The 17,057-nt window shown below is 51.9% G+C and carries 17 protein-coding genes; 7 read left to right on the top strand and 10 right to left on the bottom strand.

Going from position 1 to position 17,057, the window contains the following annotated elements:
• Positions 1–64 precede the first annotated feature (64 nt).
• Entirely contained in the window at positions 65–778 is a 714-nt protein-coding gene (locus NFC81_RS06125) for a phosphoadenylyl-sulfate reductase (RefSeq protein ID WP_304996646.1), read from the top strand.
• A 68-nt stretch (positions 779–846) separates the two neighbouring features.
• Here the strand turns inward: NFC81_RS06125 and cysB are convergent, their stop codons facing one another.
• Both cysB and NFC81_RS06115 read right to left on the bottom strand, forming a co-directional pair.
• A complete protein-coding gene (cysB, locus tag NFC81_RS06120; protein WP_304996645.1) occupies positions 847–1,821 on the bottom strand; it encodes an HTH-type transcriptional regulator CysB in 975 nt (324 codons plus the stop codon).
• A 133-nt stretch (positions 1,822–1,954) separates the two neighbouring features.
• Entirely contained in the window at positions 1,955–2,425 is a 471-nt protein-coding gene (locus NFC81_RS06115; protein WP_304996644.1) for a hypothetical protein, read from the bottom strand.
• A gap of 371 nt (positions 2,426–2,796) precedes the next feature.
• On the opposite strand from NFC81_RS06115, the gene NFC81_RS06110 reads away from it, so the two are divergent.
• Complete coding sequence (locus tag NFC81_RS06110) at positions 2,797–3,879, top strand: 3-deoxy-7-phosphoheptulonate synthase (RefSeq protein WP_304996643.1); 1,083 nt, start codon at positions 2,797–2,799, stop codon at positions 3,877–3,879.
• Between the two features lie 52 nt (positions 3,880–3,931).
• Here the strand turns inward: NFC81_RS06110 and NFC81_RS06105 are convergent, their stop codons facing one another.
• Positions 3,932–4,777, bottom strand: a complete 846-nt coding sequence (locus NFC81_RS06105) for a hypothetical protein (RefSeq protein WP_304996642.1) — start codon at positions 4,775–4,777, stop codon at positions 3,932–3,934.
• Positions 4,778–4,940: 163 nt separating this feature from the next.
• Here NFC81_RS06105 and lexA point away from each other — a divergent pair, with 163 nt between their 5' ends.
• Entirely contained in the window at positions 4,941–5,573 is a 633-nt protein-coding gene (gene lexA, locus NFC81_RS06100; protein WP_304996641.1) for a transcriptional repressor LexA, read from the top strand.
• 91 nt (positions 5,574–5,664) lie between these two features.
• Here the strand turns inward: lexA and dnaQ are convergent, their stop codons facing one another.
• From dnaQ to NFC81_RS06085, 3 genes are all read right to left on the bottom strand, one after another.
• Positions 5,665–6,375, bottom strand: a complete 711-nt coding sequence (dnaQ, locus tag NFC81_RS06095; protein ID WP_304996640.1) for a DNA polymerase III subunit epsilon — start codon at positions 6,373–6,375, stop codon at positions 5,665–5,667.
• Between the two features lie 74 nt (positions 6,376–6,449).
• Complete coding sequence (rnhA, locus tag NFC81_RS06090) at positions 6,450–6,884, bottom strand: ribonuclease HI (protein WP_304996954.1); 435 nt, start codon at positions 6,882–6,884, stop codon at positions 6,450–6,452.
• Positions 6,881–7,678, bottom strand: a complete 798-nt coding sequence (locus tag NFC81_RS06085; protein ID WP_304996639.1) for a methyltransferase domain-containing protein — start codon at positions 7,676–7,678, stop codon at positions 6,881–6,883. Before NFC81_RS06085 ends, rnhA begins: the two co-directional genes overlap by 4 nt.
• Before the next feature lie 348 nt (positions 7,679–8,026).
• Between NFC81_RS06085 and NFC81_RS06080 the strand changes: the two genes are divergently transcribed.
• A complete protein-coding gene (locus NFC81_RS06080) occupies positions 8,027–9,724 on the top strand; it encodes a LysM peptidoglycan-binding domain-containing protein (RefSeq protein ID WP_304996638.1) in 1,698 nt (565 codons plus the stop codon).
• A gap of 79 nt (positions 9,725–9,803) precedes the next feature.
• Here NFC81_RS06080 and sohB read toward each other — a convergent pair whose 3' ends face one another.
• Positions 9,804–10,844: a protease SohB gene (sohB, locus tag NFC81_RS06075; RefSeq protein ID WP_304996637.1), complete on the bottom strand. Its 1,041-nt coding sequence runs from the start codon at positions 10,842–10,844 to the stop codon at positions 9,804–9,806.
• Positions 10,845–10,949: 105 nt separating this feature from the next.
• Here sohB and NFC81_RS06070 point away from each other — a divergent pair, with 105 nt between their 5' ends.
• The gene (locus tag NFC81_RS06070) at positions 10,950–11,261 is read left to right on the top strand and encodes an SCP2 sterol-binding domain-containing protein (RefSeq protein WP_304996636.1); all 312 of its coding nucleotides are present in this window, start codon (positions 10,950–10,952) and stop codon (positions 11,259–11,261) included.
• 8 nt (positions 11,262–11,269) lie between these two features.
• Here NFC81_RS06070 and NFC81_RS06065 read toward each other — a convergent pair whose 3' ends face one another.
• Entirely contained in the window at positions 11,270–11,884 is a 615-nt protein-coding gene (locus NFC81_RS06065) for a hypothetical protein (RefSeq protein WP_304996635.1), read from the bottom strand.
• On the bottom strand, positions 11,884–13,548 hold the full coding sequence (locus NFC81_RS06060) for a hypothetical protein (RefSeq protein ID WP_304996634.1): 1,665 nt from the start codon (positions 13,546–13,548) through the stop codon (positions 11,884–11,886). Before NFC81_RS06060 ends, NFC81_RS06065 begins: the two co-directional genes overlap by 1 nt.
• A gap of 256 nt (positions 13,549–13,804) precedes the next feature.
• On the opposite strand from NFC81_RS06060, the gene dusA reads away from it, so the two are divergent.
• Together dusA and NFC81_RS06050 are read left to right on the top strand one after the other, a co-directional pair.
• The gene (dusA, locus tag NFC81_RS06055) at positions 13,805–14,818 is read left to right on the top strand and encodes a tRNA dihydrouridine(20/20a) synthase DusA (RefSeq protein ID WP_304996633.1); all 1,014 of its coding nucleotides are present in this window, start codon (positions 13,805–13,807) and stop codon (positions 14,816–14,818) included.
• The gene (locus NFC81_RS06050; RefSeq protein WP_304996632.1) at positions 14,803–15,639 is read left to right on the top strand and encodes a DNA replication terminus site-binding protein; all 837 of its coding nucleotides are present in this window, start codon (positions 14,803–14,805) and stop codon (positions 15,637–15,639) included. The genes dusA and NFC81_RS06050 overlap by 16 nt, the downstream gene beginning before the upstream one ends.
• 14 nt (positions 15,640–15,653) lie before the next feature.
• Here NFC81_RS06050 and sthA read toward each other — a convergent pair whose 3' ends face one another.
• Entirely contained in the window at positions 15,654–17,051 is a 1,398-nt protein-coding gene (sthA, locus tag NFC81_RS06045; RefSeq protein ID WP_304996631.1) for a Si-specific NAD(P)(+) transhydrogenase, read from the bottom strand.
• Between the last annotated feature and the right edge of the window lie 6 nt (positions 17,052–17,057).

Here is a 17,057-nt window from a genome sequence, read left to right as displayed (position 1 = left end):
TTGTGATGCCGCAGGCCTTTGCTATTCTCCTCGCTCAGCTCATAGAAAAGACCCTACTCATAATATGACATCCCCTGCATTGATCGACCAATGGCAAGAAGCACTGGCGCCTCAAACCCCAAAAGACATACTGCGTTTTGCGCACGAGCAGTTCGATAACATTGTCATTTCATTCAGTGGTGCTGAAGATGTGGTGTTGATCGACTTGGCAAAAAAGGTCAGCAAGCATGTGCAGGTGTTTACGCTCGACACTGGCCGCTTGCATGCCGACACCTACCGGTTCATTGATCAGGTGCGCAAGCACTACAACTTGGATCTAGACATACTGTCACCGGATCAAGCCAAGTTAGAAGCCTTGGTACGCACCAAAGGCTTATTCAGCTTTTATGAAGACGACCACAAAGAGTGTTGCGGCGTACGCAAAGTTGACAGCTTGAAGCGCAAGCTGCAAACAGTGGACGCATGGATTACCGGCCAGCGTAAAGACCAAAGCCCCAGCACCCGTGCCAGCGTCGCCACGGTTGAACTGGACACTGTATTCGGATCGCCAGACAAGCCTTTGGTGAAATTTAACCCACTGGCGAACTGGACTTCTCAACAGGTGTGGGAATACATCCGGATGTTTGATGTGCCTTTTAACCCACTGCATGAGCGCGGCTTCATCAGCATCGGCTGTGAACCCTGCACGCGACCCGTGTTACCGGGCCAACATGAGCGTGAGGGTCGTTGGTGGTGGGAGGAAGCTACGCAGAAAGAGTGTGGGCTGCACAGCACCTAAAAACTACTGCGCTCGCTCTGGCAGCGTTAAAATTCTCCTCAGAGGCGAAAATATGGTTAGGGAGGTTTTTAAAAAGTTGGCAAGGAGACGTGGCGAAACAACTCATCAACATCCGCCTTGCTGCTGCACGCCATGGCCTTGTCAATGAGTTCACGCGTTAAATGCGGCGCGAAGGCTTCGATGAATTTGTACATATAGCCGCGTAAGAACACACCTTTGCGCAAGCCAACCTTAGTGATGCTAGCCTCGAACAGATGGCTGGCATCCAAAGTCACCAAGTCACTGTCCTGTTCCTCATCCATCGCCATGCTGGCCACAATGCCTACACCCAGACCCAAACGTACATAAGTCTTGATCACGTCGGCATCGGCCGCGGTGAATACCGTCTTGGTTTCCAAGCCTTTGTTGCGAAAGGCTTCGTCGAGCTTCGAACGGCCAGTAAAACCGAACACATAGGTCACCAGCGGAAAGCCGGCTATATCTTCCAGTGTCAACTGGTGCTTTTGGGCTAGGGGATGTTTGCGCGGTACAATAATGCTGCGATTCCAACGATAGCAAGGCAGCATAATCAGGTCATGAAATTGTTCCATGGCCTCGGTCGCAATGGCAAAGTCAGCTGTGCCGTTGGAAGCCATTTCAGCGATCTGCATGGGTGTACCCTGGTGCATATGCAGTGATACATCGGGGAAGCGCTTAATAAAGCCTTCGATAACAGTAGGCAGTGCATACCGTGCTTGAGTATGCGTTGTCGCAATGGACAGACTGCCTTTATTCTCGTCGCTGAATTCTTGCGCGACCTGCTTGATGCTTTCCACTTTCTTGAGCACATCGCCCACCACCTGCAAAATAGCTTCACCCGCTGGCGTAATGCGCGTCAAATGTTTACCACTGCGAGCAAAAATCTCGACACCCAGCTCATCCTCCAACAGTCGGATTTGTTTGGATATGCCGGGCTGAGAGGTGTAAAGCACCTGCGCCGTGGCAGATACGTTCAGGTCATGATGGGCGACCTCCCAGATATAGCGGAGTTGCTGCAGCTTCATTGAACGGACCCTGTTATAAAAACTCTCCTAAATATGCTTTTTCAGAATAGCGAGGTCAATCAGAATTTTATTGTATTAAGGTTAATAGAAGGCCGACCGTCCTCCTCTGCACCCCTCTGCTGGCTAAGAATGCTTACATAGTAAACAAACCGAAGAAGCCCGCATCGCTGTTCAAGCGAAACTCGGTGATCTGTGCGGTCACAGCAGAGACGTTGCATCGCGACCAGAGCTCCATGGTTTCACCACCACGATCAGTAGGACGCATGTAGACGTTGAGAAAAATAATGTACTCGCGATTTGATGCATTATAGCGTGACGAACGATTGTCAAAACGCGTACTCATCAGATTACTGCCGGCCTCACTGATCACGCGTGCTCGGCACGCAGCGTAGGCTTCTTGCATAGGCAATTCATTTGGCACAACCTCCGGAGGCGGTACCAAACCCAGCAAATTGGTCACAAAGTTGCCTTGACCCGTACTCTGGGTGGCCGCGATGGAACGAAAAAACAGCGTTAATACCACGGCGATGATAATCACCCCAGCGAAAGCACCAATTACCAAGATCAAGTCCTTCGTGGAATCGCGTTTAACATTACGACTCATAGCAAATATTTCCGCTTTGGCAGCATCCTAACCAGCATCCTACTGTCAGGTACCGCTTTATAATGGTCTGCGACTGCATAATGAGAGCCCACAGTTGCACAGCCTTCCTCGCGAGGCCACCCTCTAAATTTAGCACATGGCAGCAAAATTGCTAACAAGGGAATACTTCTGAGCTTCCCTAGCCCACAAAGATTACACAATCTACAGCGCTTCAACGCTGGGAGTGGTTGCTAGATTGGTGTTAAAATAGCCGACCAAGAGAGTAAAAGGCGTACTAGGGAGGCTCTGAGGCATCCCGAGATATGCCGTAAAAACAGGCAATCCAGATATGCACACTGGAAAAGCCATAATCATAAAGAAGTGGAAGAATAATGACCGCCGTTACCGAGAATTTAAACGTTGAATCGCAAGAGATACTGATCACGCCGGCGATGCTGAAGCAGAAAGTCCCTTTGACCGATGCCGCAGCAGAAACCATCAATGCAGGGCGCGACGCCATTAACAACATTTTAAACCGCAAAGACCATCGTATATTTTTGGTGGTTGGCCCCTGCTCTATTCACGATCTGGACGCCGCAAAGGACTATGCCCAGCGTTTCAAGACGTTGGCCGAAGAAGTCTCGGACACCCTGTTACTGGTCATGCGCGTGTATTTTGAAAAGCCCCGCACTACCGTGGGCTGGAAAGGCCTGATCAACGACCCGTACCTGAACGACACGTTCAAAATTCAAGACGGCTTGGAAATTGGTCGTCGACTGCTGTGTGAAATTGCCGAGATGGGCGTACCAACGGCCACCGAAGCCTTGGACCCAATTTCACCCCAGTATATGCAGGATCTGATTTCTTGGTCGGCCATCGGAGCACGAACTACCGAGTCCCAAACGCACCGCGAAATGGCCAGTGGTTTGTCATCGGCTGTAGGCTTTAAGAATGGCACTGATGGCGGCCTGCAAGTTGCTATTAACGCCCTACAATCGGTCAGCAAGCCGCACCGTTTTCTGGGCATCAACGGCGACGGCCAGGTAGCGATTATCCATACCAAGGGCAATCCGCACGGCCACGTGGTATTGCGCGGCGGTAACGGCAAGCCGAACTATGACTCAGTCAGTGTCGCTCTGTGTGAACAAGAAATGCGCGAAGCCGGTCTGACACCCAATATCATGGTGGATTGTTCGCACGCCAACTCGAATAAAGACCCTGCTCTGCAAACCTTGGTCGCGGAAAACGTCAGCAATCAAATATTGGAAGGAAATGAGTCCATCATAGGCCTGATGATTGAAAGTAACATCAACTTCGGCAATCAAAAGTTGACGCCTAACCTCTCTGATATGCAATACGGCGTTTCAGTGACGGATGGCTGTATTGACTGGACGACGACTGAAACCAGTATTCGCAAAATGCATCAGAAATTGAAAGATGTTTTACCCGCGCGGATGAATAACAGCGCGTCGTAAGCCCAACTAAAAAGGGAGCCTAAAGAGGCTCCCTTTTTATACAATCACAGACCTATTCACTTGCCATCAGCTGCAAGCGGCGCAGCCACTCTACGAGATGTTCAGGCTTCATGTCCGCCTCATCCGCCTGCACCGACACATAGCGTTCGCCGGGCACTTTACTCAGCCAACGAACAGTGGATTTTTGCGCGCTCGCGCGATCCGCTACGTAAAAGGGTTGCGGTGACTGCATATAACGCCACTCCCCCAAAACGGCACGCTGTCCTAACAATAATTCATCAAACAATGGCCGGTTGATGCTTTCGTGCCCATCCAGACGTTTTACTCCGCTCCGAGAAACTTCGAGCTCATGCCCCAACCACCCCATACGAGCAGCGTAATCAGCGCATAATACTTTACCCAAGGCAGGCCAAAGTAGAATGCTACCGGCCAGTGGCAGGGTGCGCTCCATACCGTGTGCCCGAGCCCAGACTTGTGCCGCAGAAGATTCAGTCACCAACAACGGCTCTTGCTTGGCTTGCTCGCGCACAAAATCCAACGCCGCCGGCAGGTCACAACAGGCGATTACATCCAGGCTGTTACTTGCCCAGTTGTCATTTACCACGCTGGCCCCATGTCCACGCCATTCCAAAAACCAAACGTCATAACCGGCAGCCAGTAAAACGCGAAGACGCTCTTCCGAGCGCATCAACCATTCACTGCGCCCTTGCAGAAAAGGCGGCAACCACAATACAGGTATGCCCCAACGTGCGTGATCAGCACTGAAGCGCGTTAAAGCAAACTCCACCGTCGTGTCGCCGGAGTTATTCGGCTTCAATAAATAGGTGTCTTCATTCCAGTCATCTTTCAGTTCGGCTGTCAGTAGAGTAACAGGGAACAGTTCAGAGCTGCTTTTCATTTATCGTCCTTATATGACCGGTCGCAAATGCGTTTTAGCAAAATTTTGAAGTGTGTCTGGTTGCGAGAATTACGTCGACCCTTCTCAACCATCGTTGACTTCGGTAGGTCGCCCATTATACTGTATATGCAAACAGACATGGATAAAAAAACAGGTCTTTATCATGATCAAGCTTACGGCTCGTCAGCAACAGGTTCTGGATTTCCTGCGCACCTACATTGAAGCGCATAGTATGCCACCGACACGCGCAGAAATCGCGCGCGAACTGGGTTTTAAATCAGCCAATGCGGCCGAAGAACACCTTAAGGCATTAGCTCGCAAAGGCGCTATAGAGATGATACCCGGCGCGTCACGCGGCATTCGCTTGCCCCATCTTGAAGCACCGGCAAATGATGAGACTGTGAGTGCTGGCCCTGGATTACCGGTGATTGGTCGAGTAGCAGCAGGCAGCCCTACCCTGGCGACTGAACACATTGATGAGTACTGCCCAGTGGCACCTGACTTCTTTTCACCTCCGGCCGACTTCCTGTTGCGTGTGAATGGCATGAGCATGAAAGACATTGGCGTGTATGACGATGACCTGGTTGCAGTCGCTAAAACCACGCAAGTGCGAGACGGTGACATCATTGTCGCGCGCATCAATGAAGATGTGACATTGAAGCGTTATTTTCGGGAAAAAAACGTCATTAGATTGGTAGCGGAGAATGACGCCTTTGAAGACATCATAGTAACCCCAGAAGACTTCTTTGCCATTGAAGGGAAGTATGTAGGCGTTATTCGCCGTCAGTTACATTAAGCGGAGGCCAGCCCTCTGGTCGAAGGAGGCCATGCGGGTATAAATACCCGCCCTACGTTTACAGCCTACCGTAGGGCGGAAGAGCGCAGCATCATCCACTATGCTTCCACAAAGCCCCGTCCGACTTCTTATCAATCAGCGCCAGCAAATGCTCATGCGCTGCAAGCTCGGCGGAGTTAGCTTCGATTACTGGTAAATCCCTACCACTGGCTTCGGCCGCAAAAGCCAATGCGGCATCCTGCACATTGTCTTTAGGGGTTTCCGCTGCCAACTCCAGCGCCGTCTGCCCACCGGTCATAAACAGATAAACATCCGCTAGAATCTCAGCGTCTAACAATGCCCCATGCAGATCACGGTGACCATTGTCGATGCCGTAGCGCTTACATAATGCATCGAGATTATTCTTCTGGCCGGGATGTTTTTGACGGGCCAGGTAGAGGGTATCCAAGACTGTGCAATGGTTTTCCAGTGGCGCTGCCGGGGATCGCAACGTCCGTAATTCATGATTCAAGAACCCCATATCGAAGGGTGCGTTGTGAATCACTAACTCCGCACCACGCACGAAGTCGAAGAATGATTCTGCAATGTCTGCAAACACCGGCTTGTCAGCCAAAAACTCATTGGTAATGCCGTGAATAGCGATGGCATCTTCGGGCACATTGCGCTGCGGATTGATGTACACGTGGTAATGGTTGCCGGTTAGCTTGCGGTCTACCACCTCCACACAACCAATCTCAATTACCCGATGCCCCTGCGATGGGTCCAAGCCCGTGGTTTCGGTATCCAATACTATTTGGCGCATTGCCTCATCTATCTCCTACTTTCGCCGAACACTCATTGCTTAAGCGTTTAGCCGAGCTAATCTATCATAAAAATCTAAAGATACTTTTGCGCGCCTAAGTTAGCCAACTCATCGGCTTTCTCGTTGCCGGGGTTGCCAGCATGCCCCTTCACCCAATGCCAGTGAACTTCATGCTTCTTTACGAGTTCATCCAGCTGCTGCCATAAATCGACATTCTTCACCGGCTGTTTCGATGCAGTTTTCCAACCATTGCGCTTCCAGCCTGTCATCCACTTTTCAATACCATTTTTGACGTAAGATGAATCGGTGTAGAGCTTCACGACGCTCTGCTTATTTAAGGCCGACAAGCCTTCGATGGCCGCACGCAGCTCCATACGATTATTGGTGGTGTTTGCTTCACCCCCAAACAGCTCTTTAGCGTGTTTACCATACTGCATAAATGCACCCCAGCCTCCAGGGCCCGGATTACCTTTGCATGCGCCGTCCGTGTAAATCACTACTTCCACTATCCTGTCACCTGCTCTCTTTGCGTTGTCATCACTTTGTCTTGCATAAAAAAAGCTGGCTTCCACTTATGATCGTGCAATAACTCTACCTGATTTTTTCGCACCACCAACATGTATCCAGCGCCCGTCATCGGCATAACTACCCGAAAAAAGGCATTTAATAAACGTACTCGCCGCTTCCAGGAGGCTTGGGTCATCGGTGGCCAGTGGTAGTAATAGGCCGTTTGCTCCTCATCACAATCCAACAGAGTACACCAATCAGCCACCCGACGGGCAGACACAAACCGCCCCACCCAAGGTACCTGGCTTTGTCGGCGCAGCAAGCGCGCCAGGCCCCAAAAACCGTAAGGATTAAAACCCATAACAATCAGTTGTCCGCCAGGTCGCAGAGCCTGCACCGCTTCGCGCAAAACTCGGTGCGGGTTTTGCGCGTACTCGATGACGTGATGCATGATCATCATATCGACCGTTTCTGGCAACAGAGCCAAATGCTCCGGGTCAGACTGAACCGTTGGACACACCGCGTTGTTTTCGTATCGCGAAATCAATACCGCCGCTTTGCTGCGGCATTTCTGTGCATCAAAGAGCGGGCGATACAACCCACCATCTACCTGGACGATAAACGGATGGTAGCCTTGAGCGAGCACGGGAGCGACCATATCACGTTCTGTGCGGTACAGCGCTTCACCCAGCTCGGTGCGATACCAACGGTTCAGTTGCACTTCACGGGCATGCGGCTGGAGAGGCGCTGGACGCCACCACTGCAACCACTTTTTGTACCACTGAGAAACCGACATGTAACACTCATCATGTTTGTAAAGCCAACGGGTTCAGCCTACTACGAACCTTGACGCTGTTACAGGGATACTGAACAATGATGCTCAATTACTAAGCCTGCTCGGCTGATACTGCTGACTCTATCGAATGTAAAATCTGTGGAGCAGACTCAAGTGTCGGCCGATACCGTGGTAACAGCGCTGAACGACACCGGAGTGTTGCTAGCACTAATGGTATAACACGACACTTTTTCACGCACTCGAAACGTTTTCCGCCAGCTGTCATGTGCAATATGTTTTAAGCACAATTAAGTGGCTGCTTTCGAGTTGTAACCATGAATCGACGTTAATCTGACCAGTATGGACATTATGCAACATATAATTAGAACCTTCCTAACACTCTTCTTGGCCTTCACCATCACAGCTTGTCAGGTATTTGGCCCCGACTCTACGCAAAGCAGCCTAGACACCGCAGATGCTCTGGAAATCATGCAGATCGACGGACCGATCACTCCAACTCCTGAACGCACCCATTTATCGCCCCTACCGGATTACGCCGAAGATCATATTCTTGAAGACATGGCCTTATTGTTTCCACAGGAGTTTAACACCGAAGAAGCCTTTGCCTGGCCACGCCAACTTGCCGCTTACGAACGGGACCTGTGGCATGAAATGCGCTCACGCTTTGTTATGGACTTAACGGTAGAAGACCCGCGCATTGACGCAGAGATACGCTGGTACAGCCGTAATCAAGGCTACTTTGACCGCGTATCCCATCGAGCTCGCCGCTATTTACCCTACGTCTACGAACAGGTTCTCGAATCTGGCATCCCCATGGAGATGGCTCTGCTCCCAGTCATCGAAAGCGCTTACGACCCCTTTGCCTATTCGCACGGTAGAGCCTCTGGCATGTGGCAGTTTATTCCCGGCACAGGCACTTACTACGGATTAAAGCAGGACTGGTGGTATGACGGTCGCCGTGATGTTTTGGCATCAACGGACGCGGCCATCACCTTTTTACAGGACCTCGGCCGCCAGTTTAATGGCGACTGGGAACTGGCACTCGCGGCATACAATTCGGGCGCTGGCACGGTGCGGCGTGCCCAGCGTATAAACCGGGAGCGTGGACTGCCGACCACTTTCTGGCATCTCGGCTTGCCCGCAGAGACACGCGCCTATGTCCCCAAGATGGTCGCATTGGCCCGCATTGTGTCAGACCCTGCCGCATACGGTTTGACGCTTCCGGTCATGAGTACTGAACCGTATTTCGACGTGGTAGAAATTGACGGTCAGATAGACTTAGCTCAGGCCGCACGCTTAGCCGACATCAGTTTGGACGAGCTCTATTTATTGAACCCCGGTTATAATCAGTGGGCTACTCACCCTGATGGCCCGCACTACTTGCTAATACCGGTGGAATCAGCTGATTTGATGCGCCAAGAGCTGGCCTATTTGCCACCCGACCAACGCGTGAACTGGACCCGCTACCGCATCCAATCGGGCGACTCACTCATCACCATCGCTCGCGCGCATCAAACGACGGTTGATGTACTGCGTGACGTCAATAACCTGCGCTCCAATGTCATTCGCGCTGGCGACCACTTATTGATCCCCACCGCGTCGGCATCCAACACTGCATACCGCTTGAGCGCTGACCAGCGCCTGGATCGACGCCAGAACCAACAGCCCGGCAACGGCTTAGAGCGTGTGGATCATGTCGTACAACCGGGCGATTCCTTCTGGGACTTATCACGGAAGTACAATGTGAACATGCGTCAATTGGCCCAATGGAACGGCAAGGCACCAACAGATCCTATTATCGTGGGTCAAACTTTGGTGATCTGGACCACGCCGGACCGCGCTGCGCAAGCCGGGCCGAACCAGCGCTCGGTAATTCGCCGTGTTGGGTATACGGTACGCAGTGGCGATTCGTTGCACCGCATTGCGGACCGTTTCAACGTCTCAGTGAATCAAATTCGTCAATGGAATCCCGATGCAGCCAGTCGGCAGTATCTGCAACCCGGTCAGTCGTTGACCCTGTACGTCGATGTGACCAACGGACAATAACCGGCAACTGACGCTACGCAGCGTTACATGAACGAGTAAAAAAGGGGCTTCAAGCCCCTTTTTTTGTATCTGCTTGTTCTCAGAAATACGGTGTATGGCGTGATGACAAGCGAGCCAATACATCGTCAAACATAGCCATGACGCCAATAGACAAGCGTTTGGCCAGCGGCTTCGGTGTCTCGAAACTGACTTTCATAACGCGGTGAGCATCATGTAACTTCAGAATCACATCGTCACTGGTACTGATCTCATCCACCAGCCCATTCTCTACCGCGTCACTACCGTACCAGAACTCACCATTTGCGACGGCATCAATATCTAGACTTGGCCGTGCCTTAGCGACATGTTCTTTAAACAAGCGGTGTGTGTTCTCCAAGTCTTCTTTGAATTTGGCGCGCCCAGCGTCGGTATTCTCGCCAATCATGGTCAAGGTGCGTTTGAACTCGCCGGCCGTATGCAGCTCAACATCAATGTCGTTCTTCTTCAAAAAACGATGAATGTTCGGCAGCTGTGCCACCACACCAATGGAACCGACCACGGCAAACGGTGCGGCAATGATACGATCAGCCAGCGCCGCCATCATGTACCCGCCGCTAGCGGCCACCTTATCGACGACAATTTCCAGCTTTAAACCATGCTGTTTCAGGCGCGCCAATTGAGAGGCTGCCAAACCATAGCCATGAACAACCCCTCCGGGGCTTTCCAGTCGTATCAGGACGGTTTCTCCTGGCTGCGCAATGGTAACAATGGCGGTTACCGTTTCAGCCAACGACTTAACTTGAGACGCGCTCATGTCGCCTTTGAAATCCACCACCCAGGCCGTCGGCTTGGCGTTCGCCGAATCCTGGTCTGACTTGGCACGCACTTTTGCTTCCTGCTTCTCAGCTTTCTTTTCCGCTTTGCGTTGTTTCTTTAGCAGCTTATGATCGGTTGCCATCGCCTCCTCTAAACGCTGACGCACGCGATCCAGCTTCTTACTGAGATCTTCTACTTTGATGTGACCTTTGTCGTCATCATCTCTATGGCGTGTTGCCGCACCCACAACAAGAATTACAACAGAGCCTATAGCCACAACAATTGTGACGGTTTTTAACAGGAATATCAGATAATCAGCCCACATATTTCCTCCGGTAACAAATAGCATGTGGTGCTCAGGAAGTAACTTGGCTTTCCCTACCCCATATGTTTAAACTAGCGTTTTAAACACCTGTATGAGAACAAGATTATGACCAGCATGACAGATCAATTTGCGGCCTTCCAGTCACGTTTCAACCCCAGCGCTGCAGAAGACCTTGAAGAAGTGTTTCAATTCGACGTTGACGGTAAGACTTTCTATATCGCAGTGAACGATGGCACCTGCGACATGGCCGAAGGCGAACACGACGATCCTAGCGTTACGCTGAGCTTGTCAGAAGACACCATGAAAGACCTGATGGCGGGTGAAACCAATGGCATGCAAGCCTTTATGAGTGGCTCACTGAAAGTAGAAGGCAACATGATGCTGGCGACTAAATTGGGCGATTTGTTCGGCTTGTAATCGAACAATCAACGGCGCAGGGCCTCCTGCGCTGGCTCATTAATACCCTGCAGCACAAAGGTATCGCCGCGAAACTCCAGCGTAAATAAAGCCTGCAGTGTTAAAGGCAACAATGGCGTGAACAGTTCGTCTGTTTCGAACAGCATTGCCAGCAACTCGTCGCCCAATCGACGATACCAGTTCCCGCCCTGAACAGGGCGTTGCGCCCGCATTTCATCTTCCAGCCGTAAATAGCGTCCTTCCATTTGTATCAGAGTCACAAACTCCACCGACGGACCGAAAAACAGCCATTCAGGAGCGACTACCCGCTGGCCCACGCCGCGCCAACGATCGCCTTCCAACTCAAAACGCCGCGCCACGCGATCCTGCGCCAGCGTCACAGCGTAACGATTACTACTGATGTCGCGCACCGTAATAGTACCCAGCAAGGTGGTGTCGGTTACGCGCTCATACTCACTGAGACGCCATGCAGCCAACCCACCCAACACCGCACTGGCAAAAAACAACAAGCCCAACGTGCCAGCTAAAAAGCCTTTGACCCAGCGATAGCGCGTAAGTAACCACAAGCCAGCCAGCATGAATAAAAAGGAAAAGGCAAACACCATCAAGACAATGGCCGCCATTAGGCTTCTCCCTTCACCTTACTGGGTAGCTGCGCCACACTGGCTCGCGCCATACGCAACACATCAGGGTTATCCTGTCCCGCCAACAGCCCCTCCAAATACAGCTCAAGGCTGCTCAATGCGTCAGCAAAGGCTTCAAGTTGAATATCGGTCGCCCGAACTTCATTGCGCTGCAAACCGGTAACGAAACGAATACACTGATCGACCACCACTACCGCCTCCATTGCCTGCAAAAACATCAGTGCACCTTTTATACCCCCGAGGGTGGCGGGTACATTCGCCAAGTGAACGTTATCGTACTGACTTTCCATATAGGCAGTAACCGCGCGTTTAGCCACAGACAGACCGGCTTCGGTTTCATCCAGTACCGCAGCCTTCGCCTCTTGCAGCATCACATTGCGCGCACCGGCAGCTTCATCGTCGGCAGTATATCGCGTGCCGTTCTGGTTCAAACGCGATACAGCGGATTCGGCGTACAAAATGGCGTCGGCTATGGTCATCAAATCGTCTTGTCGGGGTACGGCGTTGTCTGGCCAGCCGCGCACCAACTCCCACATCCGCCGAACCACGTTGGCTGGACTGTTAAGCCCCACCATATCCAAGGTATCGGCAATACGCGCCAAATGATCCCGCAATCCATACGCCGAGAACTGACCATTGGGCACTGCGGCTTGATCTACCGTGTCTTTCACCTTCACAAACTCTTCCTGCAAGGCCGTTGAAACGCTTTGCAAGACCGAAGAACCGGGCGCCAGTAAGAGTTGTTCCTGCTCACGCAGTTGACGGTCATTGTATGACAAACGAATATCGGGATGAGCCTCTTGAAAGGACTGTAAACGCGGCGAGTGCGCAGCCGTCAGAGCTATGTAGTACAAATTGTCCTGGACCAAGGAGCTGACGGGGGCTGCTTGCAACGCTTTGTTACTCTGCCGAATCAGGTTGTGTAATTGACGATCCAGCTGGCCGTACCATCTTCGCCGTGCGGCGCTGAGCCTGTGGTCATCGGCTTTGGAAATGCCTTCAGCGGCCAACGCTGCGAGATACCAGAAGTCGGCCGCATCGGTTTGCCGTAACGCACTCTGTACCCGATTCAAACACAACGCCATATAGCCCAGAGCACGCTTTGGCTGCGCCTCGCGCATAGCGTACAGCAGGCCAGCCTGAAACATATGACGGTACTTGCGCAGCGCCTCTTTGGTTTCTCGGGTCAGCCGGTTGTCGGCATTGGTTGTTGCCTTAATTGTGTAATTGAAGCGATGAAAACACCCCTCACGCAGTATCACCGCCTTGCGCGCACGACGCAGGTCGTTCACGGTCGGAAGCAGTATTTCTGGAAAGGGCGCCTTGCCTAATTCCTGAAACTCCAGATACTTCTGAATCAACACTAGGGAACGTGTTAATACTTCAAATTCTTTATCGTGTTGCGCTACCGACTCTACCGGTAAAAACTGCAATAGCTGAACAGCCTCTTCGCACATCAGTGCGGCACCCTGGTGCTCCAGCATAACGAAAATGCCGCGCAGTTGCTGAAACCCGTCTACCGTCTGCTGCCAATCCTGCAGGCTTTGAGAGTAGGACAGATACTGTTCCAGTGCCCGCTGCGCATCCTCGACGGTTTTCTCCAGCTCTGTTTTAAGGGCTGAAAGGGTTGCGTTATTGGTCATAAAAACGTCATTCCATAGCGTCCAAGGATGTAACTGCGATAAACACCCAACAAAGGCTGATTACCTACTGTGTATCATCCGTATTTATTATTCGCGTCCCGATTCTATGGGAGACGTCGTCAAAATTAAATAGATTCAACGGCGTAAATGCTCAAGGTGGGGATAGCATCACGTTGTGGTTAGAATTTCTTAACGGTTTCATTCCCCCATATAATCATTAAAATGTCTCTTTTGGAAATAATTACCCGAGTCTACTGTGCCTGTTGTTTTGAATCGTCGCTTTACTACTGCTCCTATGATGGACTGGTCTGATCGGCATTGCCGCTATTTTTGGCGTCAGATTACCGATCACGCAGTGCTTTATACCGAAATGGTCACCACCGGCGCCTTAATCCACGGCAGTGATCCACATCGATTTCTCGATTTCAATACCGAGGAACAACCCGTAGCCTTGCAACTGGGCGGACATGAGCCAGCCGACCTGGCACAGTGTGCCATGATGGCGCAAACTTGGGGCTACAACGAAGTTAATCTGAACGTTGGCTGCCCCAGTGACCGTGTGCAAAACGGCATGATCGGGGCCGTGCTTATGGGCCATGCCGACCTGGTACGCGACGGCGTTAAAGCGATGCTGGATACGGTAGACATTCCCGTGACGGTCAAACACCGTATTGGTATCGACGATCTCGACAGCTATGAATTTCTGCGCGACTTCGTCGGCACGGTCAGTGAGAGTGGTTGCCAGACATTTATCGTGCATGCGCGCAAGGCTATTCTGTCAGGGCTCAGTCCAAAGCAAAACCGCGAGGTACCGCCGCTGGACTATGCTCGTGTCTATCAGTTAAAACGGGACTTTCCCGACTTGGAAATACTGATAAACGGCGGCTTAAAAACACTCGACGACTGCGCCGCACAGCTAGAACACCTGGATGGCGTCATGGTCGGCCGCGAAGCTTGGCACAACCCTATGCTCTTAGCGCAGGTCGACGGTCGATTCTATGGCAGTCACACAGCGCCTCGCTCAGCGACAGAGGTTGCTGAGCGCATGCTACCCTATCTGGAAGCACAATTGACCAGCGGTCAACGTTTAAACCACGTGATTAAACCGCTGTTTAATCTGTTTCATGAATGCACGGGCGCGCGCCAATATCGCCGCTATTTAAGCGAGCACGCCCACGTAAAGGGTGCCGGCATTGAGGTGTTTCTTGCTGCCTTAGATAAGGTATCACCCAATTTGGAAGCCGTAGAGTCCGTATGCCACGAGAGCTAACCTACCTTTTTGATGACTGGTTAGTAGTCACTCAGCAACTGAATTTGCGGATTCGCTCTGAAGTGCCACAAAGCTGGATGTGGGGCACCAACCACCTCAATGAGACCATCAAACGGTTGTGCTATGCCTTGTCCGACATCTGGTATTTGGATGGCCAGGATGGCCGAGCGACACGCAATCATATCGGTGTGGTGAAGGTAACACCCAGCACCCTAGAGTTGGTGCAACGCACTAATGACCTGCGCCAACGCTTTCATCTGCACTTGCTGAACCTTAAAAAACAGCAACCAGGCTTGTGGCCGGAAACCTCGGCGCGCCTAGCCAAACGTGCACAGGCCGTACAGGGCTCCTTGGAACGCGAAGGTCTGGTTCGATTGCATCTAAAGCAATTCAGTCGCACCGTGCCGATCCTGCATACCTTGCCCACTAGGATAGCGTTCAACTGGTATAGCAGTGGACGCAGCATTAAGCGGTTGAGTAAGGCAGAGGTGTTACAGAAGCTTGAGAAGTTGGGCGCCGATAAGACACATATCCGCATTCAATACCAAAAGGTTGCACAATTACCGGATGCTGAAGCACTTGCACAGGTACAAACCCAAGCACCCTTGATCCGTGCCAACGTGCGCTACGAAACCGGCGAGCGAGAAGCCTTTAACGTTGCTATGCCGATCTTCATTCCCACCGAAGGCGGCCATGCCTTTCCGGACATCATTGCGCCACCCGATGCTCCGCCAACCGAGCGCAGCCGGGCTACGCGGAGTGATCAAAAGCTGGAGGATCACCCCTTTGTGCCTAGCTTACGAGTGTACCGCTACCGCTGAAACGACGGTTCCGATCAATCGTCGAGACGATTAAGACCGTTCAACGCCGCCACCCGATAGGCTTCGGCCATGGTTGGGTAGTTGAAGGTATGGCTCACAAAGTACTCCAGCGTATTGCCGCCATTTTTCTGCACCATGATGGCCTGCCCGATGTGCAGGATCTCCGCGGCTTGCTCACCGAAACAGTGAATGCCTAGCAACTCCAAGGTTTCCCGATGAAAGAGAATTTTCAAAACGCCGGTGTCTTCGCCAGTAATTTGCGCCCGTGCCGTGTCTTTGAAGTACGCCTTACCGACTTCGTAAGGAACCCTTGCTTCGGTCAACTCGCGCTCGTTCTTACCCACTGAGCTGATTTCCGGAATGGTATAGATACCCGTAGGAATATCGGAGAAGAAGGTCGCGGTAAAGTCATCAAGAATGGCCCCCGATGCGCTGCGCCCCTGATCGTAAGCTGCACTGGCCAGACTGGGCCAACCGATGACATCGCCAACGGCAAAAATATTTTCAACTGACGTCCGGTATTCCTTATCGACTTCAAGTTGACCGCGTGAGTTCGCTTCAAGGCCGATGGCACTCAGATTCAATGTCTCGGTGTTACCCGCCCGGCCATTGGCCCACATAAAGGCTTCAGCCTTCAATACCTTGCCGCTCTCCAGCGTCAGTTCGATATGATCCTCAAAGCCCTTCACACTTTTAAAGGTTTCGTTGTGGCGAATCAGCACACCGTGATTGCGCATGTGGTAGCTGAGTGCGTCAGAGATTTCGTCATCCATAAAGGCCAGCAGCCGAGAACCTGGGTTCACCAAGTCCACCTTGACGCCCAGCCCGCTAAATATCGAGGCGTATTCACAACCAATGACCCCCGCACCATAGATAACGATGCGCTTAGGCGTTTCTGTCATTGTGAGAATGGTGTCGCTGTCATGCATCCGCGGATGGTCAAAATCCACTTCCGGCGGACGATAAGGCCGTGAGCCGGTAGCGATGACAATATTCTCACCGTGCAACAGTTCATTGGCGTGCTCACCTTCTTTCAGCAGCACCGTATTGCTGTCTACGAAACTGGCATCGCCATGAAAAACGGAAATATGATTGCGCGCATAAAAACGCGCCCGCATCTCAACCTGCTTGCGGATAACACCGCGCGCGCTGTTGAGCATGGTCTGGTAATCCAGCACCTTGGGGTCAGAGATGGCGCGAAACAAACTCGTTCGGTTGAACTTCATCAAGGCATCGACGGCATGGCGCAGGGCTTTCGACGGAATGGTTCCTTGATGCGTGCAATTGCCGCCCACATCAGCACGGCGATCAACAATAGCAACGCTCTTGCCCTTCTTGGCTGCATTCATTGCAGCACTTTCGCCTGCAGGACCAGTCCCTATTACAATCACATCGAATTGGTGTTTTGCCATAAAATC

Origin of the sequence: Salinispirillum sp. LH 10-3-1, from assembly GCF_030643825.1 — a bacterium.
Classification (GTDB): domain Bacteria; phylum Pseudomonadota; class Gammaproteobacteria; order Pseudomonadales; family Natronospirillaceae; genus Salinispirillum.
The sequence above is the reverse complement of the archived record's forward strand: the minus strand, read 5'-3'. Positions and strand labels throughout refer to the sequence as shown.